Source organism: Methanomassiliicoccales archaeon, from assembly GCA_013415865.1.
GTDB lineage: Archaea > Thermoplasmatota > Thermoplasmata > Methanomassiliicoccales > UBA472 > MVRC01.
In genome coordinates this window covers 1,240,970-1,261,097 of sequence record CP058896.1, presented here as the reverse complement: position 1 = coordinate 1,261,097, position 20,128 = coordinate 1,240,970, and the positions used below count along the sequence as shown (strand labels likewise).

20 protein-coding genes and 1 tRNA gene are annotated in these 20,128 nt (G+C 54.5%); 7 read left to right on the top strand and 14 right to left on the bottom strand.

All coding sequences use genetic code 11. The features are described from left to right. Window positions 1-61 precede the first annotated feature (61 nt). The 6 genes from dnaJ to HPY73_06295 form a co-directional block, all read right to left on the bottom strand. Window positions 62-1,195 (bottom strand): molecular chaperone DnaJ, encoded by a 1,134-nt coding sequence (gene dnaJ, locus HPY73_06320; GenBank protein QLH75090.1) that lies wholly within the window; start codon window positions 1,193-1,195, stop codon window positions 62-64. Between the two features lie 15 nt (window positions 1,196-1,210). Beyond that, on the bottom strand, window positions 1,211-3,064 hold the full coding sequence (dnaK, locus tag HPY73_06315; protein ID QLH75089.1) for a molecular chaperone DnaK: 1,854 nt from the start codon (window positions 3,062-3,064) through the stop codon (window positions 1,211-1,213). Then, complete coding sequence (locus tag HPY73_06310; GenBank protein QLH75088.1) at window positions 3,057-3,602, bottom strand: nucleotide exchange factor GrpE; 546 nt, start codon at window positions 3,600-3,602, stop codon at window positions 3,057-3,059. The genes dnaK and HPY73_06310 overlap by 8 nt, the downstream gene beginning before the upstream one ends. An 89-nt stretch (window positions 3,603-3,691) precedes the next feature. Beyond that, window positions 3,692-5,329, bottom strand: a complete 1,638-nt coding sequence (locus HPY73_06305) for a TCP-1/cpn60 chaperonin family protein (GenBank protein QLH75703.1) — start codon at window positions 5,327-5,329, stop codon at window positions 3,692-3,694. 158 nt (window positions 5,330-5,487) lie between these two features. Then, window positions 5,488-6,483 carry a response regulator gene (locus HPY73_06300; GenBank protein QLH75087.1) on the bottom strand — a complete coding sequence of 332 codons (996 nt, stop codon included), beginning with the start codon at window positions 6,481-6,483 and terminating at the stop codon, window positions 5,488-5,490. Window positions 6,484-6,561: 78 nt separating this feature from the next. Further along, window positions 6,562-8,481 (bottom strand): GAF domain-containing sensor histidine kinase, encoded by a 1,920-nt coding sequence (locus HPY73_06295; protein ID QLH75086.1) that lies wholly within the window; start codon window positions 8,479-8,481, stop codon window positions 6,562-6,564. A 75-nt stretch (window positions 8,482-8,556) separates the two neighbouring features. Between HPY73_06295 and HPY73_06290 the strand changes: the two genes are divergently transcribed. Together HPY73_06290 and HPY73_06285 are read left to right on the top strand one after the other, a co-directional pair. After that, on the top strand, window positions 8,557-9,153 hold the full coding sequence (locus HPY73_06290) for a DUF2240 family protein (protein ID QLH75085.1): 597 nt from the start codon (window positions 8,557-8,559) through the stop codon (window positions 9,151-9,153). A 49-nt stretch (window positions 9,154-9,202) separates the two neighbouring features. Then, window positions 9,203-9,526 (top strand): Rieske 2Fe-2S domain-containing protein, encoded by a 324-nt coding sequence (locus HPY73_06285; GenBank protein QLH75084.1) that lies wholly within the window; start codon window positions 9,203-9,205, stop codon window positions 9,524-9,526. 33 nt (window positions 9,527-9,559) lie between these two features. Here the strand turns inward: HPY73_06285 and HPY73_06280 are convergent, their stop codons facing one another. Next, complete coding sequence (locus HPY73_06280; protein ID QLH75083.1) at window positions 9,560-10,054, bottom strand: TIGR00270 family protein; 495 nt, start codon at window positions 10,052-10,054, stop codon at window positions 9,560-9,562. Window positions 10,055-10,261: 207 nt separating this feature from the next. Between HPY73_06280 and HPY73_06275 the strand changes: the two genes are divergently transcribed. Beyond that, a complete protein-coding gene (locus HPY73_06275; GenBank protein QLH75082.1) occupies window positions 10,262-11,473 on the top strand; it encodes a proteasome-activating nucleotidase in 1,212 nt (403 codons plus the stop codon). A gap of 6 nt (window positions 11,474-11,479) precedes the next feature. On the opposite strand, the gene HPY73_06270 is transcribed toward HPY73_06275, so the two are convergent. The 7 genes from HPY73_06270 to HPY73_06240 all read right to left on the bottom strand — a co-directional run bounded on the left by HPY73_06270 (window position 11,480) and on the right by HPY73_06240 (window position 16,486). Continuing rightward, the gene (locus HPY73_06270) at window positions 11,480-11,668 is read right to left on the bottom strand and encodes a hypothetical protein (protein ID QLH73990.1); all 189 of its coding nucleotides are present in this window, start codon (window positions 11,666-11,668) and stop codon (window positions 11,480-11,482) included. A 200-nt stretch (window positions 11,669-11,868) separates the two neighbouring features. Further along, the gene (locus HPY73_06265; GenBank protein QLH75081.1) at window positions 11,869-12,090 is read right to left on the bottom strand and encodes a hypothetical protein; all 222 of its coding nucleotides are present in this window, start codon (window positions 12,088-12,090) and stop codon (window positions 11,869-11,871) included. A gap of 38 nt (window positions 12,091-12,128) precedes the next feature. Beyond that, the gene (locus tag HPY73_06260) at window positions 12,129-12,893 is read right to left on the bottom strand and encodes an ATP/GTP-binding protein (protein QLH75080.1); all 765 of its coding nucleotides are present in this window, start codon (window positions 12,891-12,893) and stop codon (window positions 12,129-12,131) included. 62 nt (window positions 12,894-12,955) lie between these two features. Beyond that, window positions 12,956-13,351, bottom strand: coding sequence for a hypothetical protein (locus HPY73_06255; protein QLH75079.1), 396 nt, complete (start codon window positions 13,349-13,351; stop codon window positions 12,956-12,958). A 333-nt stretch (window positions 13,352-13,684) separates the two neighbouring features. Next, the gene (locus HPY73_06250) at window positions 13,685-15,295 is read right to left on the bottom strand and encodes a fibronectin type III domain-containing protein (GenBank protein QLH75078.1); all 1,611 of its coding nucleotides are present in this window, start codon (window positions 15,293-15,295) and stop codon (window positions 13,685-13,687) included. A 382-nt stretch (window positions 15,296-15,677) separates the two neighbouring features. Next, window positions 15,678-15,754, bottom strand: a tRNA-Lys gene (locus tag HPY73_06245). Between the two features lie 66 nt (window positions 15,755-15,820). Further along, entirely contained in the window at window positions 15,821-16,486 is a 666-nt protein-coding gene (locus HPY73_06240) for a DNA replication complex GINS family protein (protein QLH75077.1), read from the bottom strand. Between the two features lie 37 nt (window positions 16,487-16,523). On the opposite strand from HPY73_06240, the gene HPY73_06235 reads away from it, so the two are divergent. Genes HPY73_06235 through gcvPB form a run of 4 tightly spaced genes read left to right on the top strand, consistent with a single transcriptional unit; the run spans window position 16,524 to window position 20,127 of the window. Beyond that, on the top strand, window positions 16,524-16,865 hold the full coding sequence (locus HPY73_06235) for a YggU family protein (protein QLH75076.1): 342 nt from the start codon (window positions 16,524-16,526) through the stop codon (window positions 16,863-16,865). After that, a complete protein-coding gene (locus HPY73_06230) occupies window positions 16,865-17,299 on the top strand; it encodes a hypothetical protein (protein QLH75075.1) in 435 nt (144 codons plus the stop codon). Before HPY73_06235 ends, HPY73_06230 begins: the two co-directional genes overlap by 1 nt. A 42-nt stretch (window positions 17,300-17,341) precedes the next feature. After that, entirely contained in the window at window positions 17,342-18,664 is a 1,323-nt protein-coding gene (gene gcvPA / locus HPY73_06225) for an aminomethyl-transferring glycine dehydrogenase subunit GcvPA (protein ID QLH75074.1), read from the top strand. Then, entirely contained in the window at window positions 18,664-20,127 is a 1,464-nt protein-coding gene (gcvPB, locus tag HPY73_06220) for an aminomethyl-transferring glycine dehydrogenase subunit GcvPB (protein ID QLH75073.1), read from the top strand. The genes gcvPA and gcvPB overlap by 1 nt, the downstream gene beginning before the upstream one ends. Window position 20,128: the final 1 nt, after the last annotated feature.

The following is a 20,128-nucleotide window of genomic DNA, read 5'->3' as shown; positions in this document are numbered from 1 at the left end:
CGAGCCCGTATTATACTAATAACTGTTTCCAGAATCGTGCTAGCAGATAGCATCCGATGTTTTAGACCTTGAACTTGCCGAAGATGCCTTTGCGCGGGTTCTCCTCCAGCTCTGCGAACCTCCTGAGGAGCTCCCTCTGCTCGTTGCTCAGCTTCTTAGGGACCTTTACCTTGACCTGGACATACTGGTCTCCCTTCCCTCTGCCGCCGATGATGTCCAATCCTTGTCCTTTGAGCTTGAAGACGGTGTCCGTCTGGGTCCCAGGGGGGATATTGAGCGATGCCTTTCCAGATATGGTAGGGACCTCCAGGTCCGTACCTAGGGCGGCATCGACGAACGAGATGGGGACCTCTATGTAGAGGTTAGGCCCATCGCGCTTGAACACCTCGTGCTCCTTCACGCGGACGAACACGAGAAGGTCCCCAGGGGGCCCTCCGTTCGGGCTTGGCTCGCCTGCCCCTGGTACCCTGAAGGTCATTCCCGAGTCCACACCTTTCGGTATCGTTATCTTGATCGTCCTGGGCCTTCGGACCTGGCCTCTCCCATCGCATTCAGGGCATGGGTCCGAGATGTCCATACCTGATCCATGGCACTTGGGACAGGTCACTATTGTCACTGACTGGACCATGCCCCTGCGCTCGACGCGTTGGACCTGTCCCCTTCCCCCGCACTGTGCGCACTGGGACCGCTTCTTGCTCTTCGAACCGGTGCCGTCGCACCTCTCGCAGCTGGTCGTCATCGGCACCTTGATCTCCTTCTCCAGGCCCTTTGCGGCCTCTTCGAGGGAGATCTCGACATCGTACCTCAGATGCGAACCTTGCCTAGGCCCGCGCCGATGGCCACCTCCAAAGAACATATCGAACAGGTCCCCGCCGAAGCTGAAGCCGCTGCTTCCGAATATGTCCCTCAGGTCGTCCGCGTGCGAGAAATCGGCCCAGTTGAAGTTGCCATCGTGGAACTGCTGCGAGACACCAGCATGGCCGTACCTGTCGTAGAGCTTCCTTTTTTCAGGGTCTATGAGCACTTCATAGGCCTCGGAGATCTCCTTGAACTTCTCTTCGGCGACCTTTGGGTCGTCCTTTGTGACATCAGGGTGATATTGGCGTGCCAGCTGCCTGTACGCCTTTTTGATGTCGTCCTCTGACGCTGTCCTCTGGACTCCGAGGACCTCGTAATAATCTCGCTTGTCGGCCATGTGGTCCAGATCCCTTTACTTCTTCTCATCGTCATCGATGATCTTGTACTCGGCGTCGACGGTGCCGTCCGGACCCGGCTGCTTCGGTTGCTGGGCCTGGTCAGCCTGTTGTTTCTGGACGTTCTGATATATCCGGGCCGAGATCGAATAGAACTCCTTCGACAGTGCGTCCATCTTTGACCTGATCATCTGGGTGGTGGAGTCCTTGTTCTTCAGTACGTCCTTCAGGTCCGCTATGGCCTGCTCGATCTTGACCCTCTCCTCATTGGTCGCCTGTCCTCCGAGCTCTTGGAGCGCCTTCTCTGTGGTGTAGATCAGCTGGTCCGCCTGGTTGACGGTCTCCACGCGCTCTTTTTGTTTCCTGTCGGCGTCGGCGAACATCTCCGCGTTCTTGATCATCTGCTCGATCTGCTCCTTGGTGAGCTTGTTGCTCGACGTGATCGTGATCGATGCCTGTTTGTTGGTCCCCAGGTCCTTCGCGGAAACATTGATTATGCCATTGGCGTCGATGTCGAAGGTCACTTCTATCTGGGGCACTCCCCTCGGCGCTGGCGGGATCCCGCTCAGCGTGAACTTTCCTAATGATGTGTTGTCGGCGGCCATCGGTCTCTCTCCCTGCACCACATGGATCTCGACGCTTGTCTGGCCATCAGCGGCGGTCGAGAATATCTGCGACTTTCTGGTCGGTATGGTGGTGTTCCTCTCGATCAGCTTCGTAGCAACACCGCCAAGGGTCTCGATGCTCAGAGAAAGGGGCGTGACGTCCAGCAGCAGGACGTCCTTGACCTCCCCTGACAGAACAGCTGCCTGAATCGCGGCGCCCATCGCGACGCACTCCATCGGGTCCACTCCGCGCTGGATCTTGTTGCCGACGACCTTCTCGACGAACTTCTGCACGATGGGCATGCGGGTCGGCCCGCCCACCAGGATGACCGCGTCGATCTTGTCTGGCTCTAGTTTTGCGTCCCTGAGCGCGTTCATCATAGGTCCACGGCAGCGCTCGACGATCGGTCCTACCAGCTCTTCCAGTGTGGCCCGGTTGATGTTCATCGACAGGTGCTTCGGACCTGTCGCATCGGCCGAGATGAATGGGAGGTTGATCTCCGTCTGCATCGTGCTGGAAAGCTCGATCTTCGCCTTCTCGCACGCCTCACGGACACGCCACATCGCCATCTTGTCCTTGGTGAGGTCTATACCGCTCTCTTTCATGAACTGGTTCGTGACATATTTGATCAGGGCCTCGTCCATGTCGGTACCGCCTAGCTGGGTGTCCCCGCTCGTGGCGACGACCTCGAAGACCCCTTCACTGAAGTCCATGATGGTGACATCAAGTGTCCCTCCTCCCAGGTCGAAGACCATGATCTTCTGCGATTGCTTGGCCTTGTCCAGACCATAGGCCAATGCCGCGGCGGTGGGCTCGTTGATGATCCTCACGACCTCGAGGCCCGCTATGGCCCCCGCATCCTTGGTCGCGGTCCTCTGATTGTCATTGAAATAGGCCGGGACGGTTATGACCGCCTGCGTCACCGGCTCGCCCAGATACGCCTCGGCGTCCCTTTTTATCTTCTGAAGGATGAAGGCCGAGATCTGCTGTGGTGTGTACTCTTTCCCAAAGACCGTGACCTTGTAGTCCGTCCCCATCTTCCTCTTGATCGCCGCTATCGTCCCCTCTGGGTTGGAGACCGCCTGGCGTCTCGCTGGCTCACCGACGAGCAGTTGTCCGTCCTTGGTCATCGCGACATATGATGGGAATGCCTTCCCTCCTATGCTTGTCCCCTCTGCGCTTGGAATGATGGTGGGCCTGCCCCCCTCCATTACAGCCGCCGCCGAGTTGCTTGTGCCCAAGTCTATCCCTATGATCTTAGCCATTGTCGTCACCTCTCTCCTGATTCCTTCCTACTTTGACCTTTGAATGCCTTATCACCCTAGGGCCAAGGCAATAGCCCTTCTGATAGACCTCCAGGATCTGCCCTTCCTCTCCCTCGCCCACTCCGAACGCTTCATGATAGTTCGGGTCGAACCTGTCCACAGGGATCTCAGTAAGACCGTATCCTTTCAGCAATGATCGTAAGTTTGAATGCACCTGGGACAGCCCAAGCCTGAGCTGTTCCTCTGAGACATCGGCCGCCAATGCCCTCTCGAGGTCGTCCATGACCGTCAAGAGCTCGCAGACCAGCTTATCATTGGCACAGCGGACCGTCTCCTCTTTTTCCTTTGCGACCCTCTTCTTGTAATTGTCGAAGTCCGCCTGGATCCTTCTGGCCATGTCTAGGCACTCCTTCGACCTCTTCATCTCCGCCTCCAGAGCTGAGCGGAGCTCTTCCAGCTGTTTGCGCAACGTATCCACCTGCTCGGCCTCGTTGGCCGCCTCTGGCCGGGTCGCCGTGCCCTCAGCACCTTCTTCCATGTGCTCCCACCTTGATGACACCGCGTTCTATTTGGAAAACCCTTTTTAAATCGTTTTTGGAGGGGGACGTGCCCCCCTTATGAATGCGTTTAGTCCTCTCCCATGTCGCCCATGCCGCCTGGGGACGATTTGTCGCCGCCCAGCCCAGCTCCCGGACCGCCCTTCGAGGCGATGACGTCATCGATCCTTAGGATCATGACCGCCGCATCGGTGGCGGACTGTATGGCCTGCCTCCCGACGCAGAATGGCTCGATGACGTTCAGCTTCAGCATGTCATCGACCTTGCCGGTATAGACGTTCAGGCCCATATGGGGCTTGCCGGTCTTGTGCGCCTTGCGGAGCTCGATGAGTATATCGATGGGGTCAAGTCCCGCATTCTCGGCCAGCGCAGTAGGTATGACCTCCAGCGCAGAGGCGAAGGCATCGATGGCGATCTGCTCGCGCCCTCCCACGGAGGCAGAGAACTCGCGGAGCCTCATGGCGACCTCGACCGCGGTTGAGCCGCCGCCGGTGAGCATACGTCCCTCCTCGATGGCGACAGATACCACAGATATCGCATCGTCCAGAGAGCGCTCTATCTCGTCCACGACGTGCTTGGTGCCTGCTCGTATCAGTACGCTTACCGCCTTCGGGTTCTTGCATCCTGTGACAAAGGTCATCTCCTCGTCCTGGATCTTCTTTACCTCGATCAGGCCTGCGGAACCAAGGTCCTCTGGACCGAGCTCGTCGAGCTTGGTGACGATCTGGCCTCCTGTCGCCTTTGCGAGCTTCTCCATGTCGCTCTTCTTTACACGCCTTACGGCGTAGATCTTCTCCTTGGCGAGGAAGTGCTGGACCAGGTCGTCGATGCCCTTCTGGCAGAACACCGCGTTGGCACCGGACTTCTTGATCTTCTCGACCATTCCCTTCAGCATCCTCTCTTCCTCATCCAGGAAGGCCTGCATCTGCATCGGGTCTGAGATCTCGATCTTGGCGTCGACCTCGGTCTTCTTGATCTCAAGGGCCGCGTCGATGAGGGCCAGTTTCGCGTTCTCGATGCGGCGGGGCATGGCGCTGTGGACGGGCTCCTTGTCAATGATTATCCCCTCGATGAGGGCGGTGTCGTCCATGGAGCCGCCTTCTTTCTTGACGATCTGGATGTTGTCCATGTCAACGGTGTATTTCTTTCCCTGCTTCTCAGCGACCCTTGTGACCGCATCGACCGCGATGGAACCCATTAGGTCCTTCGAGCCGACCACCTGCTTGCTCATCATAGAGGTCTGCGCGATCTTGATCAAAGTGTCCCTGTCCTCGGGACCGACCTCCATCGCCACAGAATCAAGGACCTCCATGGCCTTGTTCGCCGCCATGCGATATCCGGAGGTGATGATGGTGGGGTGGACGTTGGCGTCGATGAGGTCGACCGCCTTTTTCAGGAGCTCTCCGGCCAATACGACGGCGGTCGTGGTGCCGTCGCCGCATTCCTCATCCTGGGTCTTGGCGACCTCCACCAGCATCTTTGCTGCTGGGTGCTCGACCTCGATCTCCTTGAGGATCGTTACCCCGTCGTTCGTGATCGTGACGTCTCCCATGGTGTCTACAAGCATCTTGTCCATCCCACGGGGACCGAGGGTGCTCCTAACTGCGTCAGCAATGGCCCTGGCGGCCATTATGTTGTTGTACTGGGCGTCCTTGCCCCTGTCGCGCTTGGTTCCCTCTTTAAGGATCAGTATCGGTGTGTTACCCATTGCCATTTCAACATACCTCCCATTCATCCAAGTTAACAAGCTCTAGCTTGGTTGCTAGCAGGCTCGGAATGTTTGAGCTTCTATATAAGCTTAATGTAACATCGACATATCAATGTAAGAGCAAAGATGGTTGCTGGCCTGACAGAGCGTCGGGCCTCTCACCGCTCCTTCTCTTTCCACTCCTTCAGAAGGCGATGGGTCTCTATCCAGCTCTTATCCAAAGAACTGAGGACCTCGTTGATACGGTCCATTTCGGCCATTGCCATCCGGGCTTTTCTCTCTTCCATCCCCTGCATCAGGCTGGAGATGACGCTGAGAGGGTTCCTGAGTCGGTCTGACAACGAACTGAACTGTCTGATGTTCTCCTCGATCTTCCCTAGCGCATATGTCATCTTCCGCTCCAGCTCCCGTTCCTCTGTAATCTCCTCCAACAGGCCATGGACAGATCCTTTTTCATCCGCTCCGACATGTGAGACCCTCATTCGGAACCAGCGCCGCGTTCCGCCCGATTCGGTCATGATCACATGGCCATTTGGGGATTGGAAGCATACCCAGTCTTTCGGGAGGGGGGCCCCGTCATCCAGCCTGAACCTTTCGAAGATGTTCACCCCGGAATTATCACCATCGCCTCCGATCATCCGATAGAACTGTTCATTGGCGGACCAGACCTTGCCATCAACGTCCGTCTTGAACACCCCGATGTTCAACGACCCCAGTATGTACTCCAAACGGGCCTCCGTCTCTATCGCACACTGCATGACCTTAGAATGCGAGATGGCTGCCTTGATCGACAATGGCAGCTTTTTGATGTGCCTTGAGTTCTTTATAATATAATCGTTCAGACCCGACTTCATCGCCTCGACGGCGATCTCCTCGCTACCGGTCCCTGTGACCATGATCACCGGTTTTTCCGGATTTTTCATCTTTATCATCCTCAGGACCTCAAGCCCGTTAGACCACATCAGCTGATAATCCGTGACAACAATGTCATAATCGACCGCATCCAGGTGTGCGTTCAGCTCTTCATGGTTCCGGACCTCGGTGATCTCTACGTTCGGCACCTCCTTTTCTATGAGCCTTCTTTCGAGCATCCGGTCTGACGGGTTGTCGTCAATGAGCAGCAGATGGATCTTATGGGCCATTTGTTCCTTCACCTATCCTGAGATAAAGTAACAATAAGAAAGGCTTTTGAATGATAAACCTTTGTTGAAATTACAAAATCACTAAAGGACCTAGGTGGTGGTCATGGCATGTTCATCGTCCTTTTGACCGCCATTGCCCAATGGGATCTCAACCCAGAACTCGCTACCGGAGACGCCGTCCGATATGACGCCGAAGGCACCTCCAGACCTTTCTATCCCTTTGGCCACGATCGCGAGCCCTATGCCTGTGCCTGGATAATCCTCTTGGCCATATCTTCTCTCGAACAGGCGGAAGATCCTCGCGCTATCTTCCTGGGGGACCCCGATGCCGTTATCGATAACGCTTATCCTCACCATCTTGCCCATGGTTTTGGATATTATCCTTACTTCGGGCCTTTGACCCTTCTTGGTGAACTTAAGGGCGTTTGAGATGAGATTGACCATTATCTGGCGAAACACCGTCCGGTTGATCATGACGACGGCATCTTGAACATCCAGCATCACCATGGCCTTGGTCGCTTCTATCTGAGGTCTTAAGAACTCTAATGCATCGTGCAGCATCGGACGAAGGTCGACGGCCATCGTGGACCTCTCCTTTTGTCCTATCCTGCTATAGACGAGCATGTCGTCGACCATCTCTTCCAGTTGCTTTGCGTCCATGATTATCCTGTCCAGATATTCCCTGCCTTTCTTGGGCAATATATCACCATAGTCCTCTATGACCGCCTCAGCGAAGCCTTTCATCCCCCTCACCGGGGCCTTAAGCTCATGCGCGACCGAATGGGCGAAGGACTCTAACTGGTCATTTGCCTCCTGAAGGTCCCGGGTCCTCTTTCTCACCTCTTCTTCCAGCCCTGCCTTCTGCGCTTTGATCTCTTCAATGAACTGGACCTTCTGAATGCCAAGGGAGATGATGTTCGCTAGATGGTGGAAGGTGTCAATGGCCTCGTTCGTGAAATGCCCAGGCTTGCTTGAATAGAGATTGAGGGACCCGATCACCATCTCATCCTGATACAGAGGAAGTGCTAGCATTGAGCGGATGCTCCTTTTCATCATCTCCAAGGTCCAGGCATCAGTTCCAGGTCTGATGTCCTCGATGCCGACATCCCTCATCTCTTTAATAGCTCTCAGCTCGGGTACGTTGGGTCCCTCACGAACGATGTCAGCCAGGCGAGCCCCGCCATCCTCGGAAAAATCTCTTCCCCACGACCCTGCGACCTCGACAAAAGACCCGCCTGCCGCAGAGGGGGTGTAGATCGATACCCCATCAAGCCCAAAGCCCTCGGCCGCGACGTGACACGCTCTCGACATCATCCTGGCCATGTCGTTCGAGGACAGTAACGATCTTGACACGGAGAGCAATATCCCAAGCTCCTCGACCTTGCTGGCAAGTCTTTCCTCAGCCCTCTTCAGCTCGGTGACATCCTCAAAAACGACCAGAACGGAGAAGACCTCTCCTTGGTCATCCTTCACTGGCAGACCGTGTATTATGAAATACGAACGCCCATCGCCGATCTCGGACCTGAAATGCTTTCCTTTGAACGCCTCCGGCAGCATCTCATCCATCATTTTTTCGACTGGAAATTTCACTGTGGGATCCTGCACGATGCTGTGTTTGGCCATCGAACGGTCCAAACAATAAGAACCCCCTACCCTGTCATATCTCAGCACAGACCCCTTGGGCAGGTTCTCCGTCAGCGCGCGTATGATCTCCTCTTTCTTTTTGACCAACGCCTCCTTTATCTCCACCTCCCTGGCCCTATTGACCTCCTTTGATACTAGATAATAAAGGAGCAGGGTCGTGAACATCACGAACACCGTCCCTTTGATAAAAGAAAGCTCCATGATGGAGCTTTTGTCCTCGACCATCATGTTCAAGATCAGGTCTGAGCCAAATATCCATATGACGGATACTACAAAATACAGGACGACCACCCGATAGATCCCTTTGTTCTTATTGGTGCGGCCTTCTTTCCCGTTCCATGGCATACTGTTCGACCTGAAGTTCATCGGAGCACGTGCATAATTAAGGACCTAGGTTCCTTTTTTATCTATCTTATTGCATCATGGCTTTTAGGAAATGCATTGGATGGAGGAAAGAGGGTGTCCCAACTAAGGAATGCGATAGCGGTTGTCTTTAAAAGGAAAGGCAAGAGCATGCTATCTGAAAAGGAGTTCATCAACACCCTCTTATTCGAAATAAGATGGTCAAACCCTGGAAGCAAATCCCCTAAGATCTCTGCCGCTGATGCCCAGAAGATCTTGGATGCGGGCCTGAAAGAGGGATTGCTCATGGTCCATGAAGGGACCATCAAGCCGGTCTTTGATTACAAGGCGATAGATATCCAGCTCAACTATCAGCCCTCACGGGAGCTCCTCGATGAGCTTGCCCGATCGGAAGACAGAGGGAGCGCATCGGTTGTTGGGACCTCAACGACGGATAATGCGACCGCCAATAAGACCGTACCGCTCCCATTGGACGTCCCCCTCTTCGCCGTGATCATCGAGGATATCGCAAAGCAGACGGGCCAGAAGAAAAAGGATATCGTGGCGAAGATCAACAGGCTGCAGGAGAGGATGAAGGTGTGGCCTGAGGTATCGGCCCTCATCATCGCAAGGGAGTATGGCATGGACATATCAAAATACATCGCGGTAACGAAGGATGAGGTCCTGAAGAAGTGATGACCGACCACGCAACCCGTAAATAATAGGGGCTTCGATTTTTACATCCATGACGAAGGTCAGATTGGCGTCGGTCAGCGAGGTGCCGCCTGGAGGAATGGTGGAGAGGACGGTCGGTGAAAAGGTCTTTTTGGTCGCCAATGTCTCAGGTTCATTCAGGGTCGTGGACGGCCTGTGCTCCCATAGGGGAGGGCGTCTTGCCAAGGGGAAGTTGAGCGGTGGGGTGATCAGATGTCCATTGCACGGGTCAGAGTTCGACCTGGCCACGGGGAAGGTCGTTCATCAGCCTAGGATACCTTTGATCGGGAAAGCTACCGATATAAGGGCTTATGTGGCTTATGTGGAGGATGGAGAGGTCTATATCGATCTATAGTCAATATAGATTGAACCTTCATGGATGATGATCTTACTTCTTGTTCGCCTTGATGAAATCCTCTAGCGTCATTCCCTTGTTCGCTACCGCCTTCTTCTCGGTCTTTATCAGGGGCACCTTCTCCATCAAGACGATGCCCAATGCCTTCTCGAGCTTCTTCACGAGGTTGTCATCCGGTTTGATGTGTCCCCTCTCGATGTTCTGGATGAGGCTGACCCTTTCGTTGATCTTAGCGGCCATCTCCTCCTGTTTCCAGCCCTTTGCCTCCCTTCCCTTGCGGATGCGCTCACCATAGTCATCAGCGAGCTCGATGATCTCCTCCTCTGACTGATAGACGTCCTTTGTCTTCATCCTCCGCTCACGGTTCTCGAGCCTGGATTGGATTATGATCTTGTTGGGGGCGTCCTTGCTCGTCCCTCGCACATTGTCCCCGAATTTGGCGCATTCATCGCAGACCCTCAGCATCGTTCCTTCGATCTGGACGGTCGTTAGCTTTCCTTTCTCATTTCCACATAGTTCGCAGGGCATCGGGGCACCTCCGCATCTAATAGACACCTCTTTCTTAATTCTTTTGTGAATATCTAGAGGCGTTTTGAAGACCTTTCCTGTCAAAGATAGTTTCCATGTAGAAAAATCCCCAGGCCATGTCGGACTGCTCTCGCTTTTCAGGGGAATGAGCTAGAAAGGATGAAATAGAGGTGGCCTTAATAGAGAGAATTCGATAAGGTGTCGTTAATGACCGAAGAGAACCTCGACGATTACCTGCAGAAAGAGATGAAGCAGAAGATCGATGTCCTTGAGCGCCAGAACGCTGAATTGTTAGAGGAGGTGCGGCGGGTCGAGGGAGAGAAGAGATACGTCGAGAGCGAGCTCTTCAGACTGCAAAAGGAGATCAAGCGGATGCGCTCGGAGATGGAGCGCCTCAAGGCACCGCCGCTGATCATCGGTTCGATCAAGGACGTGCTCGTCGACGGCCGAGTGATCGTGAAGAGCTCCACTGGCCCGGACTTCATAGTCTCGACCTCGGAATATGTCCCTGCCGAGGACATGGTCGTTGGAGCGAGGGTGGCGTTGAACAAACAGACGCTCGCGGTCATGTCGGTGCTCCCACAGTCCCTCGACCCCATCGTGATAGGGGCTGAGATCGTTGAAAAGCCTGACATCTCCTATTCGGACATAGGAGGCCTCGAAGAACAGATACGGGAGGTCCGAGAGGCCGTTGAGGACCCGTTGCTCAGGCCCGAACTATACAAGAAGGTCGGGATCGAGCCCCCGAAAGGGGTCCTTCTTGTGGGACCTCCTGGCACTGGTAAGACCCTCCTCGCCAAGGCCGTCGCACATCAGACGAACGCCACTTTCATACGCATGGTGGGGTCTGAGCTTGTCCAGAAATACATAGGTGAAGGGGCAAGGCTGGTAAGGGAGCTTTTCGAGATGGCGAAGGAGAAGGCCCCGAGCATCGTCTTCATCGACGAGCTCGACTCGATAGGGGCCAAACGCTTGGATGTCGCGACCTCGGGCGACCGTGAGGTACAGAGGACGCTCATGCAGTTGCTCGCAGAGCTCGACGGTTTCAACCCGATAGCCGATGTGAAGATCATTGGGGCGACCAACCGGCCGGACATATTGGACGAGGCGCTGCTAAGACCAGGACGGTTCGACCGTATAATAGAGATCCCATTGCCCAACTTCGAAGGAAGGCTTGAGATCTTCAAGATCCACCTGAGGAAGATGAACGTGGACGAGAGCATCAGCGTGAACGACCTGGCTGCCAAGTCAGAGTTCGCGTCGGGCGCGGACATACGTGCCATATGCACCGAGGCAGGCATGTTCGCGATCCGGGAGAACCGTGACACTGTCACCATGGCCGATTTCGAGAAAGCCCTGGTCAAGGTCCTGGACACAGAGGAGATCAAGAGCTCCGAGACAGGTGCGATGTTCGCCTGAAATCCTTTATTTAACAACCTTTTTGCTATTTTTCATCTGCTCTATATCAGCCTCGTCAAGGTCCTCTTCGATGACGACCGGGCCGATATAATCGCACTTTTTACAATGATATACAACGCCGGTAATCATCGCGTTCTCATAGTAGAGGTCGGCCGAGCCGCAGTTTGGGCAGAGAAGAACGGTCTTGATCTTCATTGAATTCACACTTCCATATTCAGGGAGAGGGTCCGCCGATCGTGATGAGATCTCCAGGCAATATCGGTATTAGGGGATTTCCCTAAGCTGGAAAGGTTCAATGCCGAGCCTCCCCCTGTGCTAAGGACCTCTCCAATTTTCCCCGATCACACCATTGACCACGATGATAGATAAATTTGTGCCTAAGGTCCGAGGGGGGATCACTTCTCTTCCTGACCAGGAGGGGGGGACCATTCGACCTTCTTGATGTCAACGTTCACTCCCTTGTACCCACAGTCAGCGCACTCGTACACGTAAAAGATCCCCATGATGACGAATGGCGTCAGCCCCATCCTGTGCCTGACCCTCCTGGAACCACACTTGGGGCAGGTCTCCACATATACCTCTTGAGGGGCGGTGTCATCCCGGCGCTTGGGCCACATCGCCTTACTCATCGCCCTTTCGATTATTAAAGGATGGGTCAATCTGACCGAAGGTCCTCTCCGCCCGCGAACGATTCCTGTATGGCGTCGTAGATGTCCTCAATGCCGAACTTCTCCTGCGATGAGACAGGCACTATCTCCCTGAACATCCCGACGCTCTCGAGGGCCTTGAAGAACTCGATGTTCAACATGGTCCTAGAATCGATCTTCTCATTTGTCAGGGCGTTGTTCAGGGCATCGGGGTCCTGGGACCACTGAACGATCTGGTCGAACTCCTCCTCTTTCAGCATGTCCGCCTTTGACAGGACGTTCAGGAAAGGGATGTCGAACCTGAAATGTACTGTCGCGCACAACATAAGGGAGGATACAAAACCTGAGGGGCTCTTGGAAAGATGCGGGTCCGAGAGGAACACTATGAACGAATCGTCCTTTCCCAGCGCATCGATGATCGCCTCGCTCGACCTCCTGAAGGCGAAAAGCTCGATCTGCCCAGGCGTGTCTATCAGCACATAGTTAGTCTTAAAACCGTCGATGGCCTCCACGAGCTCCTTCGCGTTCATCGCCATAAGGTCGGCACAGACTATCTGAGCGCCGTTCGGGCCGAGCTGATACTCCTCCATGACCTCGTCGACACGGACCCAGTCCCTTATGTCAACGTCGATGTCATAAGGGATGTCCTCCGCTCCCGGATCAAGGTTCACCGTGATGCAGTCCAGGCCCTGCAAGGTCATCCATTCCTTGAACGCATACACAAGTGAGCTCTTGCCGCTGCCCGCCGTCCCAACGAAGTATATGAACTGCATGAACGGTGTTATAGGCAAGGGATAAATAAGTAATACTGTGAGGCGCTCAGACCTCGCGCCGATCACTCGTCCATCTGGCAGATTATCTGTGCAAGTATGCTCGCGTTCTTCCGCCAGCGCTTCAGCTTGTCAAGGATCTCGACATCCTTCTTATAATGCTCTCCCCTGGCCATGATCCTGTCATAGAGCTCGTCATAATGGTTGATCAGGCCACATGATGACCAGTCCATGCTCTCGATGGACTGCAGGTCCTTTGCCTTAAGATGTTTCTCCAGCTCATCGAACTCGGAGAACATCGATCTGAAGGCCTCGCCGGCCGAGGCCAGCTGGCCGATCTCGTATCCGATATCATAGAATGACCGGTCCTTGACCGCATCGAGCATCTCCTGCAGGTCTTTTCTCACCAGCCTGCAGAACATCAGCGCTTCATCGAAGTCGAACTCGGCCGTGCCCTTCACCCCGTTTAGATTATTGATGGATGTATGATTTTTACCTTTCCGAAAGGTAGGGGTTTGATTTTCACCTGACCCTGAGAGGTAAGATGAACGGTGCTTTTATGGTCGTAGGAACATATGGCCAGGCGGTCTTCTTATGGTCTTCCAACCGGCCATTATGACCTCTCAGTAGAGCTGTTTTTCAATTTGATGCGCTCTCTTCATATCTTCGACTAACCGGCCTGCTGACGCATCGCCAGGTTCGAACTGGGCGTGGTCACTACCTTAGGATATGTCCGTCATCGGACGCCAGATGTATCATCTACGCACATTATGGACGGCGCATCCATTATCAGATCATCGCCATAGGGCCCTTCCCACCAGCGCTCCCAGTAGGGCGCCGCCCGCTCCGGCCAGACCCGCGACGGCAGCCAACGTCAGGTCCGTGTCTCCAGATGGCTTGGCCTTCAGCTGATCGCTCCATTCCCCTTCTCCGTTCGAATTGACGGCCACGACCACGTATGAATACTCGACGCCGTTGGTCAGGCCCGAGTCGGTGAGCGAGCGGACGCCTGGCCTTACAGACACGTAGAGGTTCAGATTGCTCCCATCAACGCCGCGATAGATGCGGTATCCGCTGATGGCCGAACCACCATCGTCTGCAGGGGCAGCCCATCTTAATCTCACATATCCGTCTCCGGATTCTAATCTGAAGTCCTCTACCTGAGATGGAGCGTAAGTGCTTGGGGTGGCTATGTTGATCTTGTTGTTCTTGATGAAACCGACGATGGGGCGGTCCTGTGAATCGATCACCATCCTGACGCACTCAGAATGATGTATCCATTTTGATATAACGGTCTTGGTCCATCCTTGATCATCTCTTAAGGCATGCATCAGGGTACCATCCGTGTCGTTCACGTAGGCGAGGTGTATCCTGCCTCTCGAATCTATCGCCATTGCAGGGCGGTCGTCGATGTAATGGATCTCATCGATCACCTCGGTCTTCCAGGAATCGTCCTCATTCGTGGCGTATCTGAGCTCTGGAATGAAATCGCCCCAGGCGATATACGCAACATGGGCGGTGCCTTGACCATCAAACAATATCGCCCCCTCTTTAATAAATGAAGAGGGGTTCCTATTGAACAGGTCTATCACAGAGAGGCCAAAGTACTCTCCTTCCCCTATCCACATTGCCTTGACCGCCTTTTCATAAATATCGGGATAACTGGTCTCTTGGCAAGGACGGTCCACATATACGATGAGCATCCGTCCATCGCCGTCAATGGCAAAGACCAGTGGGGATGAGACGCCATACTGTGCTACTCTTGTCGAGAGGTCCCATGTCCCATCTGCCACGCGGACAGCCACTCCTATTTCGGACCAGGGATCAAGATCGTAATGGTGTTTATGATATGCTATGACCGGACGGCCCATTTGATCGAAGGCGATAGGACATATGTTAAAATCCGATGGGAATCCCTCTGTAAAAGAGGATCCCCCGACGCGCTCATCCTTCCAGGTTGAGCCTTCTTTATAGAAATAATACATATCATAATCGTTCACGATGGAGGCTATTTGGACGCCGTCACTTTGGTCCAGCACCAAGCTCGGATGGTCTATCTCCGGTGCTCTGTATACCTCTTCGATGTCCCATATGTTGCCATAATTGTTCGCATGCATCAGAGCCTTGGTCGGGTTGATAAGATTTATTGAGGCTACGTATCCCAAGTGAAGCGTGTCCGTCGAACTGATCGCCATGGTGAAGTAATATGACGTTGGTGACATGGCGGGCAATTCCTGGACGTTCCATCCTGTGGATGTGGGTTCGGTTGCACTTGACCCCCCGGTCAACACCAGGGCCGAGAAGGGCAACATAAGGCAGATGGCTATCAGGACAAGCAATAGGTCGATGATAATCTTCCCATTTCGACCTGGAATGTTATTGATCATATCTGTGGATCTGGACATGAACGGCACCTCGGTATCGATGGCCTGAGACAATCACGGATGTCAGGCTTTCATCCCATCTGTTCGACGTGCCATATTCTTAGAGCATGTCCCAGGCGTGTTTATTAAAAAAAATAATTTTTCATGAAAAATAGACGCGGGGGACGATTTATTCTTTTCTGCATTATGTTGCTCCTTTCAGGAGACGATTAAAATGATGATCTTATTAACAAATGTAACGAGCTCTCATTTATGGAATTATGACTTGTAACAATTTGGAAATATACGGGGTGATAATGGAAAACTGCACGGGCCTGGAGCTGAGGAAGAATGGAAGATGCATAATCAAAAACGCTCAAACCCGTTATCAGTCCATAATCCTTCCAAAAATGGTTATGCATAATGGCGGGCCCGATGGGATTCGAACCCATGGCCTATCGGTTAAGAGCCGATCGCTCAACCTAGCTGAGCTACGGGCCCCGCGAACTCCCCTTATAAAATCTTCATAGTTAAAGGTTACGGACTTATGCCGTTCCATCAAGGGGATCATATCTTGCTCTGGCCTATCTCTATCGCCTTGCCCGAGCGCACCAAGGCGCAACCGAACACCGCGGGAAGATGGACGACGTCCTCCTTTGAGAGCCTGTAGGTCCTGTCATTTCCCTTGAAGGGGGGGATGTCCTCCAACATTCTGATGAGCACCATCTGGACCTTTTCATCGGCATCTCTATCGATAGATGCGGGGCAGCTCGATGCCACCTCCTCCTTCAACGGGACCGCGCACGGAGATACTGGAACTGTACGCCTGGTAGCGATGACCTGGCCTTCAATAGCTAAAGCCTTGGTCGCCTTGACCTCTTCAAGGACCGATTCAAAGAACTCCTTCTCCTCTTCGGTCATCCTTTGAACGTCGACCCGTGCTCCAAAGCCAGCCCTCACCGCCATCAACATTATCTTCCTGAGCCTGGTCTGACATATGATGACCGCCTTCTGGGACGCCTTCTTGTACTCGTTCGTCAGACCAGTGGCCTTGATGGACAGGGGATCGACCTTGATCTCCTCATCGCAATCCTCCTTCAATTTCCTGATATATTCCCTCATGGCAGGATAGAGGTCCCTGCGCACTTCCTGAAGGTCTGAGGAGTTCTCCTCCTTCTTCGATATCTGGGAAACCTCTCTGAAGGTGAGGCGTTCGGTGGACGGTGCCATCATCGGACAGATTCGTTCGAGCGTATATGACATTTGTGAGATGTCTAGATGCGAAGGATTATCGAGGGGGTATGCGCTCACAGATGGTGTGGGCATTTCAGACGCTGTCAGGACGGTGGCGCAAGGGTCTGAGGTCGATGTCGTGGTGTCCCCGAACGCCAAAAAGTGCTCGATCGGAGAGGTCGACCCTTGGAGGAAACGGTTGGTCATAAAGGTAACTGCGCCGCCAGAAGGCGGAAGGGCCAACCGGGAGGTCGAGGGACTTCTGAGCGAGATGCTGAAAACCAAGGCCACCATCGTCTCCGGCCACACTGCCAGGTCCAAGACGGTCTTTGTGCCCCTTCCTCCCTCGGAAGTGATGGCCAAGCTAGGTGATAGATAATGACGACCTGGGACGTGGAGGACAGGCTCAAGGCCCTTTCTGAAATCCTCGAGGAGCTTGCCTCCCGTGACGAGGACCAGGTCATATTGGTCGAGGGTGCGAAGGACAAGGGCGGCTTAAAGCTGCTGGGAGTGGAGGGGGAGGTGGTCATGGTACAGACCCGGGATGGCATATTCGGGGTCGCTGAGCAATTGGCGAAGGAACGGAAAAGGGCCATAATCCTGACCGATTGGGACAGGAAGGGCGGTCAGCTGTGTCGTCTTCTCAAAAACGCGCTGTCGGCGAACTCGGTACCGTATGATGACCAGACAAGGACCCGGCTTGCAAAGGTCTCCAAAGGTGAAATTAAGGATGTAGAGTCGTTGCCATCCTATTTCTCCAGGCTCGTTTCCCAGGCGCGCATAGCCGATGGTTCCGGATTTCTTCCCAGATAGGTAAACTATTAATCGGGATGCGTCCAATCCCATTCGATCTAGATGGCTGTGGACGAGAGAATGCTCAAGGCCCTGGGGATCAAGGACGTCGAGGATCTTTTCAGGGACATACCGGTCAGCGTAAGGACCGATGGTATCCATATTCCAAAAGGGATGAGCGAACCAGAGGTGATAAGGTACGTCCGTGACATGCTTTCCAAGAACAGGACCTCCGAGGACCATCCATGTTTCCTTGGCGGGGGCGTCCGGGACCACTTCATTCCGTCCGCCGTCCGCTCAATTATTTCTCGCTCGGAGTTCGTGACGTCCTACACCCCTTATCAGGCGGAGATAAGCCAAGGGATGCTCCAGGCCATATTCGAATATCAGAGCCTTATCGCTGAGCTCACCGACATGGACGTCGTCAACTCGTCCATGTATGATGCGCCTACGGCATTGGGCGAGGCGGCGACCATGTCGTTCAGGATCCGCTCGAAAAAGAAGTTCCTGGTGCCCGAGGCGATGAGCTTTGAAAAGAAGCTTGTCCTGAGGAACTATGTCCTAGGCCTTGGCATGGAGGTGGTGGAGTACGCCTACGACCCCTATACAGGGGGTATCGACATGGCGGACCTGGCCTCTAAGCTTGACGATGATGTCAGCGGCGTCTACGCCGAGGTCCCGAATCTTTTCGGCGTCATCGACCCCTTGGTGATGAGATTGAAGGAGGAGGTCAAGGACCGTGTGCTGGTGATAGGGGTCGACCCGATATCGCTCGGAGCGCTGGTCCCTCCTGGCCAATATGGGGCTGACATTGTCGTAGGGGAGGGGCAGCCATTGGGGGTGCCGATGAACTTTGGGGGACCGCTCCTTGGAATCTTCGCATGCAGGCAGGAGCATGTCCGTAAAATGCCAGGACGGCTCATCGGTATGACAAAGGACAAGCAGGGGAGAAGGGCATACTGCATGACGCTGCAGACAAGGGAACAGCACATCAAAAGGTCCAAGGCAACCTCGAACATATGCTCGAACGAGGCATTGCTGGCGGTCGCAGCCGCGGCATATCTCTCGATCGTTGGACCTAAAGGTCTCAGGGGGATCGCCAAGACCAACATCTTGAGGGCGAGGTCGCTGGCGGAACGCATCGATGAGCTGGATGGTTTCACCGCTCCTGTCTTTCATGCCTACCATTTCAATGAGTTCGTCATGACCACGCCTGTTCGCCCCGAGAAGCTGAGCAAGATACTTCTGAAGCACGGGATCATAGGCGGCATGCCCATGTCGAGGCACGTGCCCCGCATGGCGGACGAAATGCTCATCGCCACGACGGAGATGCACTCAGAGGATGACCATGAGCGCCTAATCAAGGTCTTAAAGGAGGTCGCTTGATGTACCGCCAGGCGCGCCATGATGATCGGCTCATATTCGAAAGGACAGGGCAGAGCGACTTCTGCTTCATCTCTGAAGATGATGTGGGAGGTCTGGTGCCGGAGGGCATGGAGAGGAGGGGGCTATGTCTTCCTGAGATTCCGGAAAGAGATGTCGTCAGACATTTCATAAACCTGTCCCAGATGAACTTTGGTGTCGATAATGGCATCTATCCTCTTGGTTCGTGTACGATGAAGTACAACCCAAAGTACGCAGATGTCCTGAGCTCCCTTCCGACCGTCGCCTCGGTCCATCCTTGCCAGGAGGTCGAATCGGTCCAAGGGTCGTTGAGGCTCCTTTACGAGCTGGAGCGAGCGCTCTGTGCCATCTCTGACATGGACGCGGTGACGCTGCAGCCGGCAGCTGGTGCCCAGGGTGAGTTCACAGGGATGCTGATAACAAGGGCCTATCACTCGGCCAATGGGGAACAAAGGACCGAGGTCATCGTCCCGGACTCGGCCCATGGGACCAACCCTGCGAGCGCGGCCATGGCGGGCTTCAACGTCATCGAGATACCTTCAGGGGCAGATGGGTGCGTCGACCTCGATGCCTTGAAAGCCACATTGTCTTCAAAGACCGCCGCCTTCATGATCACAAACCCCAACACCCTGGGCCTCTTTGAGCCAAGGATCGAGGAGATCGCCAAGGCGGTGCATGACGTCGGTTCCCTGCTCTATTACGATGGGGCGAACCTCAACGCCGTGCTCGGCCACACCTCACCTGGAAAGATGGACTTCGATATCGTCCATTTCAACCTCCACAAGACGTTCGCAACCCCACATGGAGGCGGGGGGCCCGGGGCAGGCCCGGTCGGCGTCAAAAAGTTCCTGGAGCCGTTCCTTCCGGTCCCACGCATAATCAAAAAGGGTGACATGTACGAGCTGGACTATGAAAGACCCCAGAGCATAGGCAAGGTGCGCTCATATCATGGAAATTTCGCCGTCCTGGTGAGGGCCTACGCCTACATCCTCCGTAACGGTTCGGACGGGCTGAAGGAGGTATCGCAGAGAGCGGTCCTTAACTCCAATTTTCTCAGGATGAGGCTCCATGGCCATTACGACATCCCGTTCGGCGAGCTGAGGAAGCACGAGTTCGTGGCTAGCGCCAAGCAGCTTGCCAAGGAGAAAGGCGTGCGGGCCCTCGATGTCGCGAAGCGGCTTCTCGACGAAGGCTTCATGGCCCCGACCATCTACTTCCCTTCGTTGGTCGAGGAGGCCCTGATGGTCGAGCCTACGGAGACAGAGACCAAGGAATCCCTTGACGCCTTCGCCGACGCGATGGTCCGTATAGCCACGGTCGACGACCCTGCCGAGATAAGGGCCGCGCCGCATAACACCTCGGTGGGCAGGGTCGATGAGCTTTTCGCGGCCAAGGAGCTCGTCCTGACCTGGAGGGCATATCAGAGGAAGAGGGACAAGTTCTAGC

Coding starts and splice junctions, on each gene's coding strand:
- dnaK (QLH75089.1), bottom strand. CDS start 3,064: ATGGCTAAGATCATAGGGATAGACTTGGGCACAAGCAACTCGGCGGCG.
- HPY73_06260 (QLH75080.1), bottom strand. CDS start 12,893: ATGCAGTTCATATACTTCGTTGGGACGGCGGGCAGCGGCAAGAGCTCA.
- HPY73_06295 (QLH75086.1), bottom strand. CDS start 8,481: ATGAACTTCAGGTCGAACAGTATGCCATGGAACGGGAAAGAAGGCCGC.
- HPY73_06275 (QLH75082.1), top strand. CDS start 10,262: ATGACCGAAGAGAACCTCGACGATTACCTGCAGAAAGAGATGAAGCAG.
- HPY73_06265 (QLH75081.1), bottom strand. CDS start 12,090: ATGTGGCCCAAGCGCCGGGATGACACCGCCCCTCAAGAGGTATATGTG.
- HPY73_06270 (QLH73990.1), bottom strand. CDS start 11,668: ATGAAGATCAAGACCGTTCTTCTCTGCCCAAACTGCGGCTCGGCCGAC.
- gcvPA (QLH75074.1), top strand. CDS start 17,342: ATGGCTGTGGACGAGAGAATGCTCAAGGCCCTGGGGATCAAGGACGTC.
- HPY73_06305 (QLH75703.1), bottom strand. CDS start 5,329: ATGGGTAACACACCGATACTGATCCTTAAAGAGGGAACCAAGCGCGAC.
- HPY73_06280 (QLH75083.1), bottom strand. CDS start 10,054: ATGCCCTGCGAACTATGTGGAAATGAGAAAGGAAAGCTAACGACCGTC.
- HPY73_06230 (QLH75075.1), top strand. CDS start 16,865: ATGACGACCTGGGACGTGGAGGACAGGCTCAAGGCCCTTTCTGAAATC.
- HPY73_06235 (QLH75076.1), top strand. CDS start 16,524: ATGTCTAGATGCGAAGGATTATCGAGGGGGTATGCGCTCACAGATGGT.
- HPY73_06250 (QLH75078.1), bottom strand. CDS start 15,295: ATGTCCAGATCCACAGATATGATCAATAACATTCCAGGTCGAAATGGG.
- HPY73_06240 (QLH75077.1), bottom strand. CDS start 16,486: ATGATGGCACCGTCCACCGAACGCCTCACCTTCAGAGAGGTTTCCCAG.
- HPY73_06285 (QLH75084.1), top strand. CDS start 9,203: ATGACGAAGGTCAGATTGGCGTCGGTCAGCGAGGTGCCGCCTGGAGGA.
- dnaJ (QLH75090.1), bottom strand. CDS start 1,195: ATGGCCGACAAGCGAGATTATTACGAGGTCCTCGGAGTCCAGAGGACA.
- gcvPB (QLH75073.1), top strand. CDS start 18,664: ATGTACCGCCAGGCGCGCCATGATGATCGGCTCATATTCGAAAGGACA.
- HPY73_06310 (QLH75088.1), bottom strand. CDS start 3,602: ATGGAAGAAGGTGCTGAGGGCACGGCGACCCGGCCAGAGGCGGCCAAC.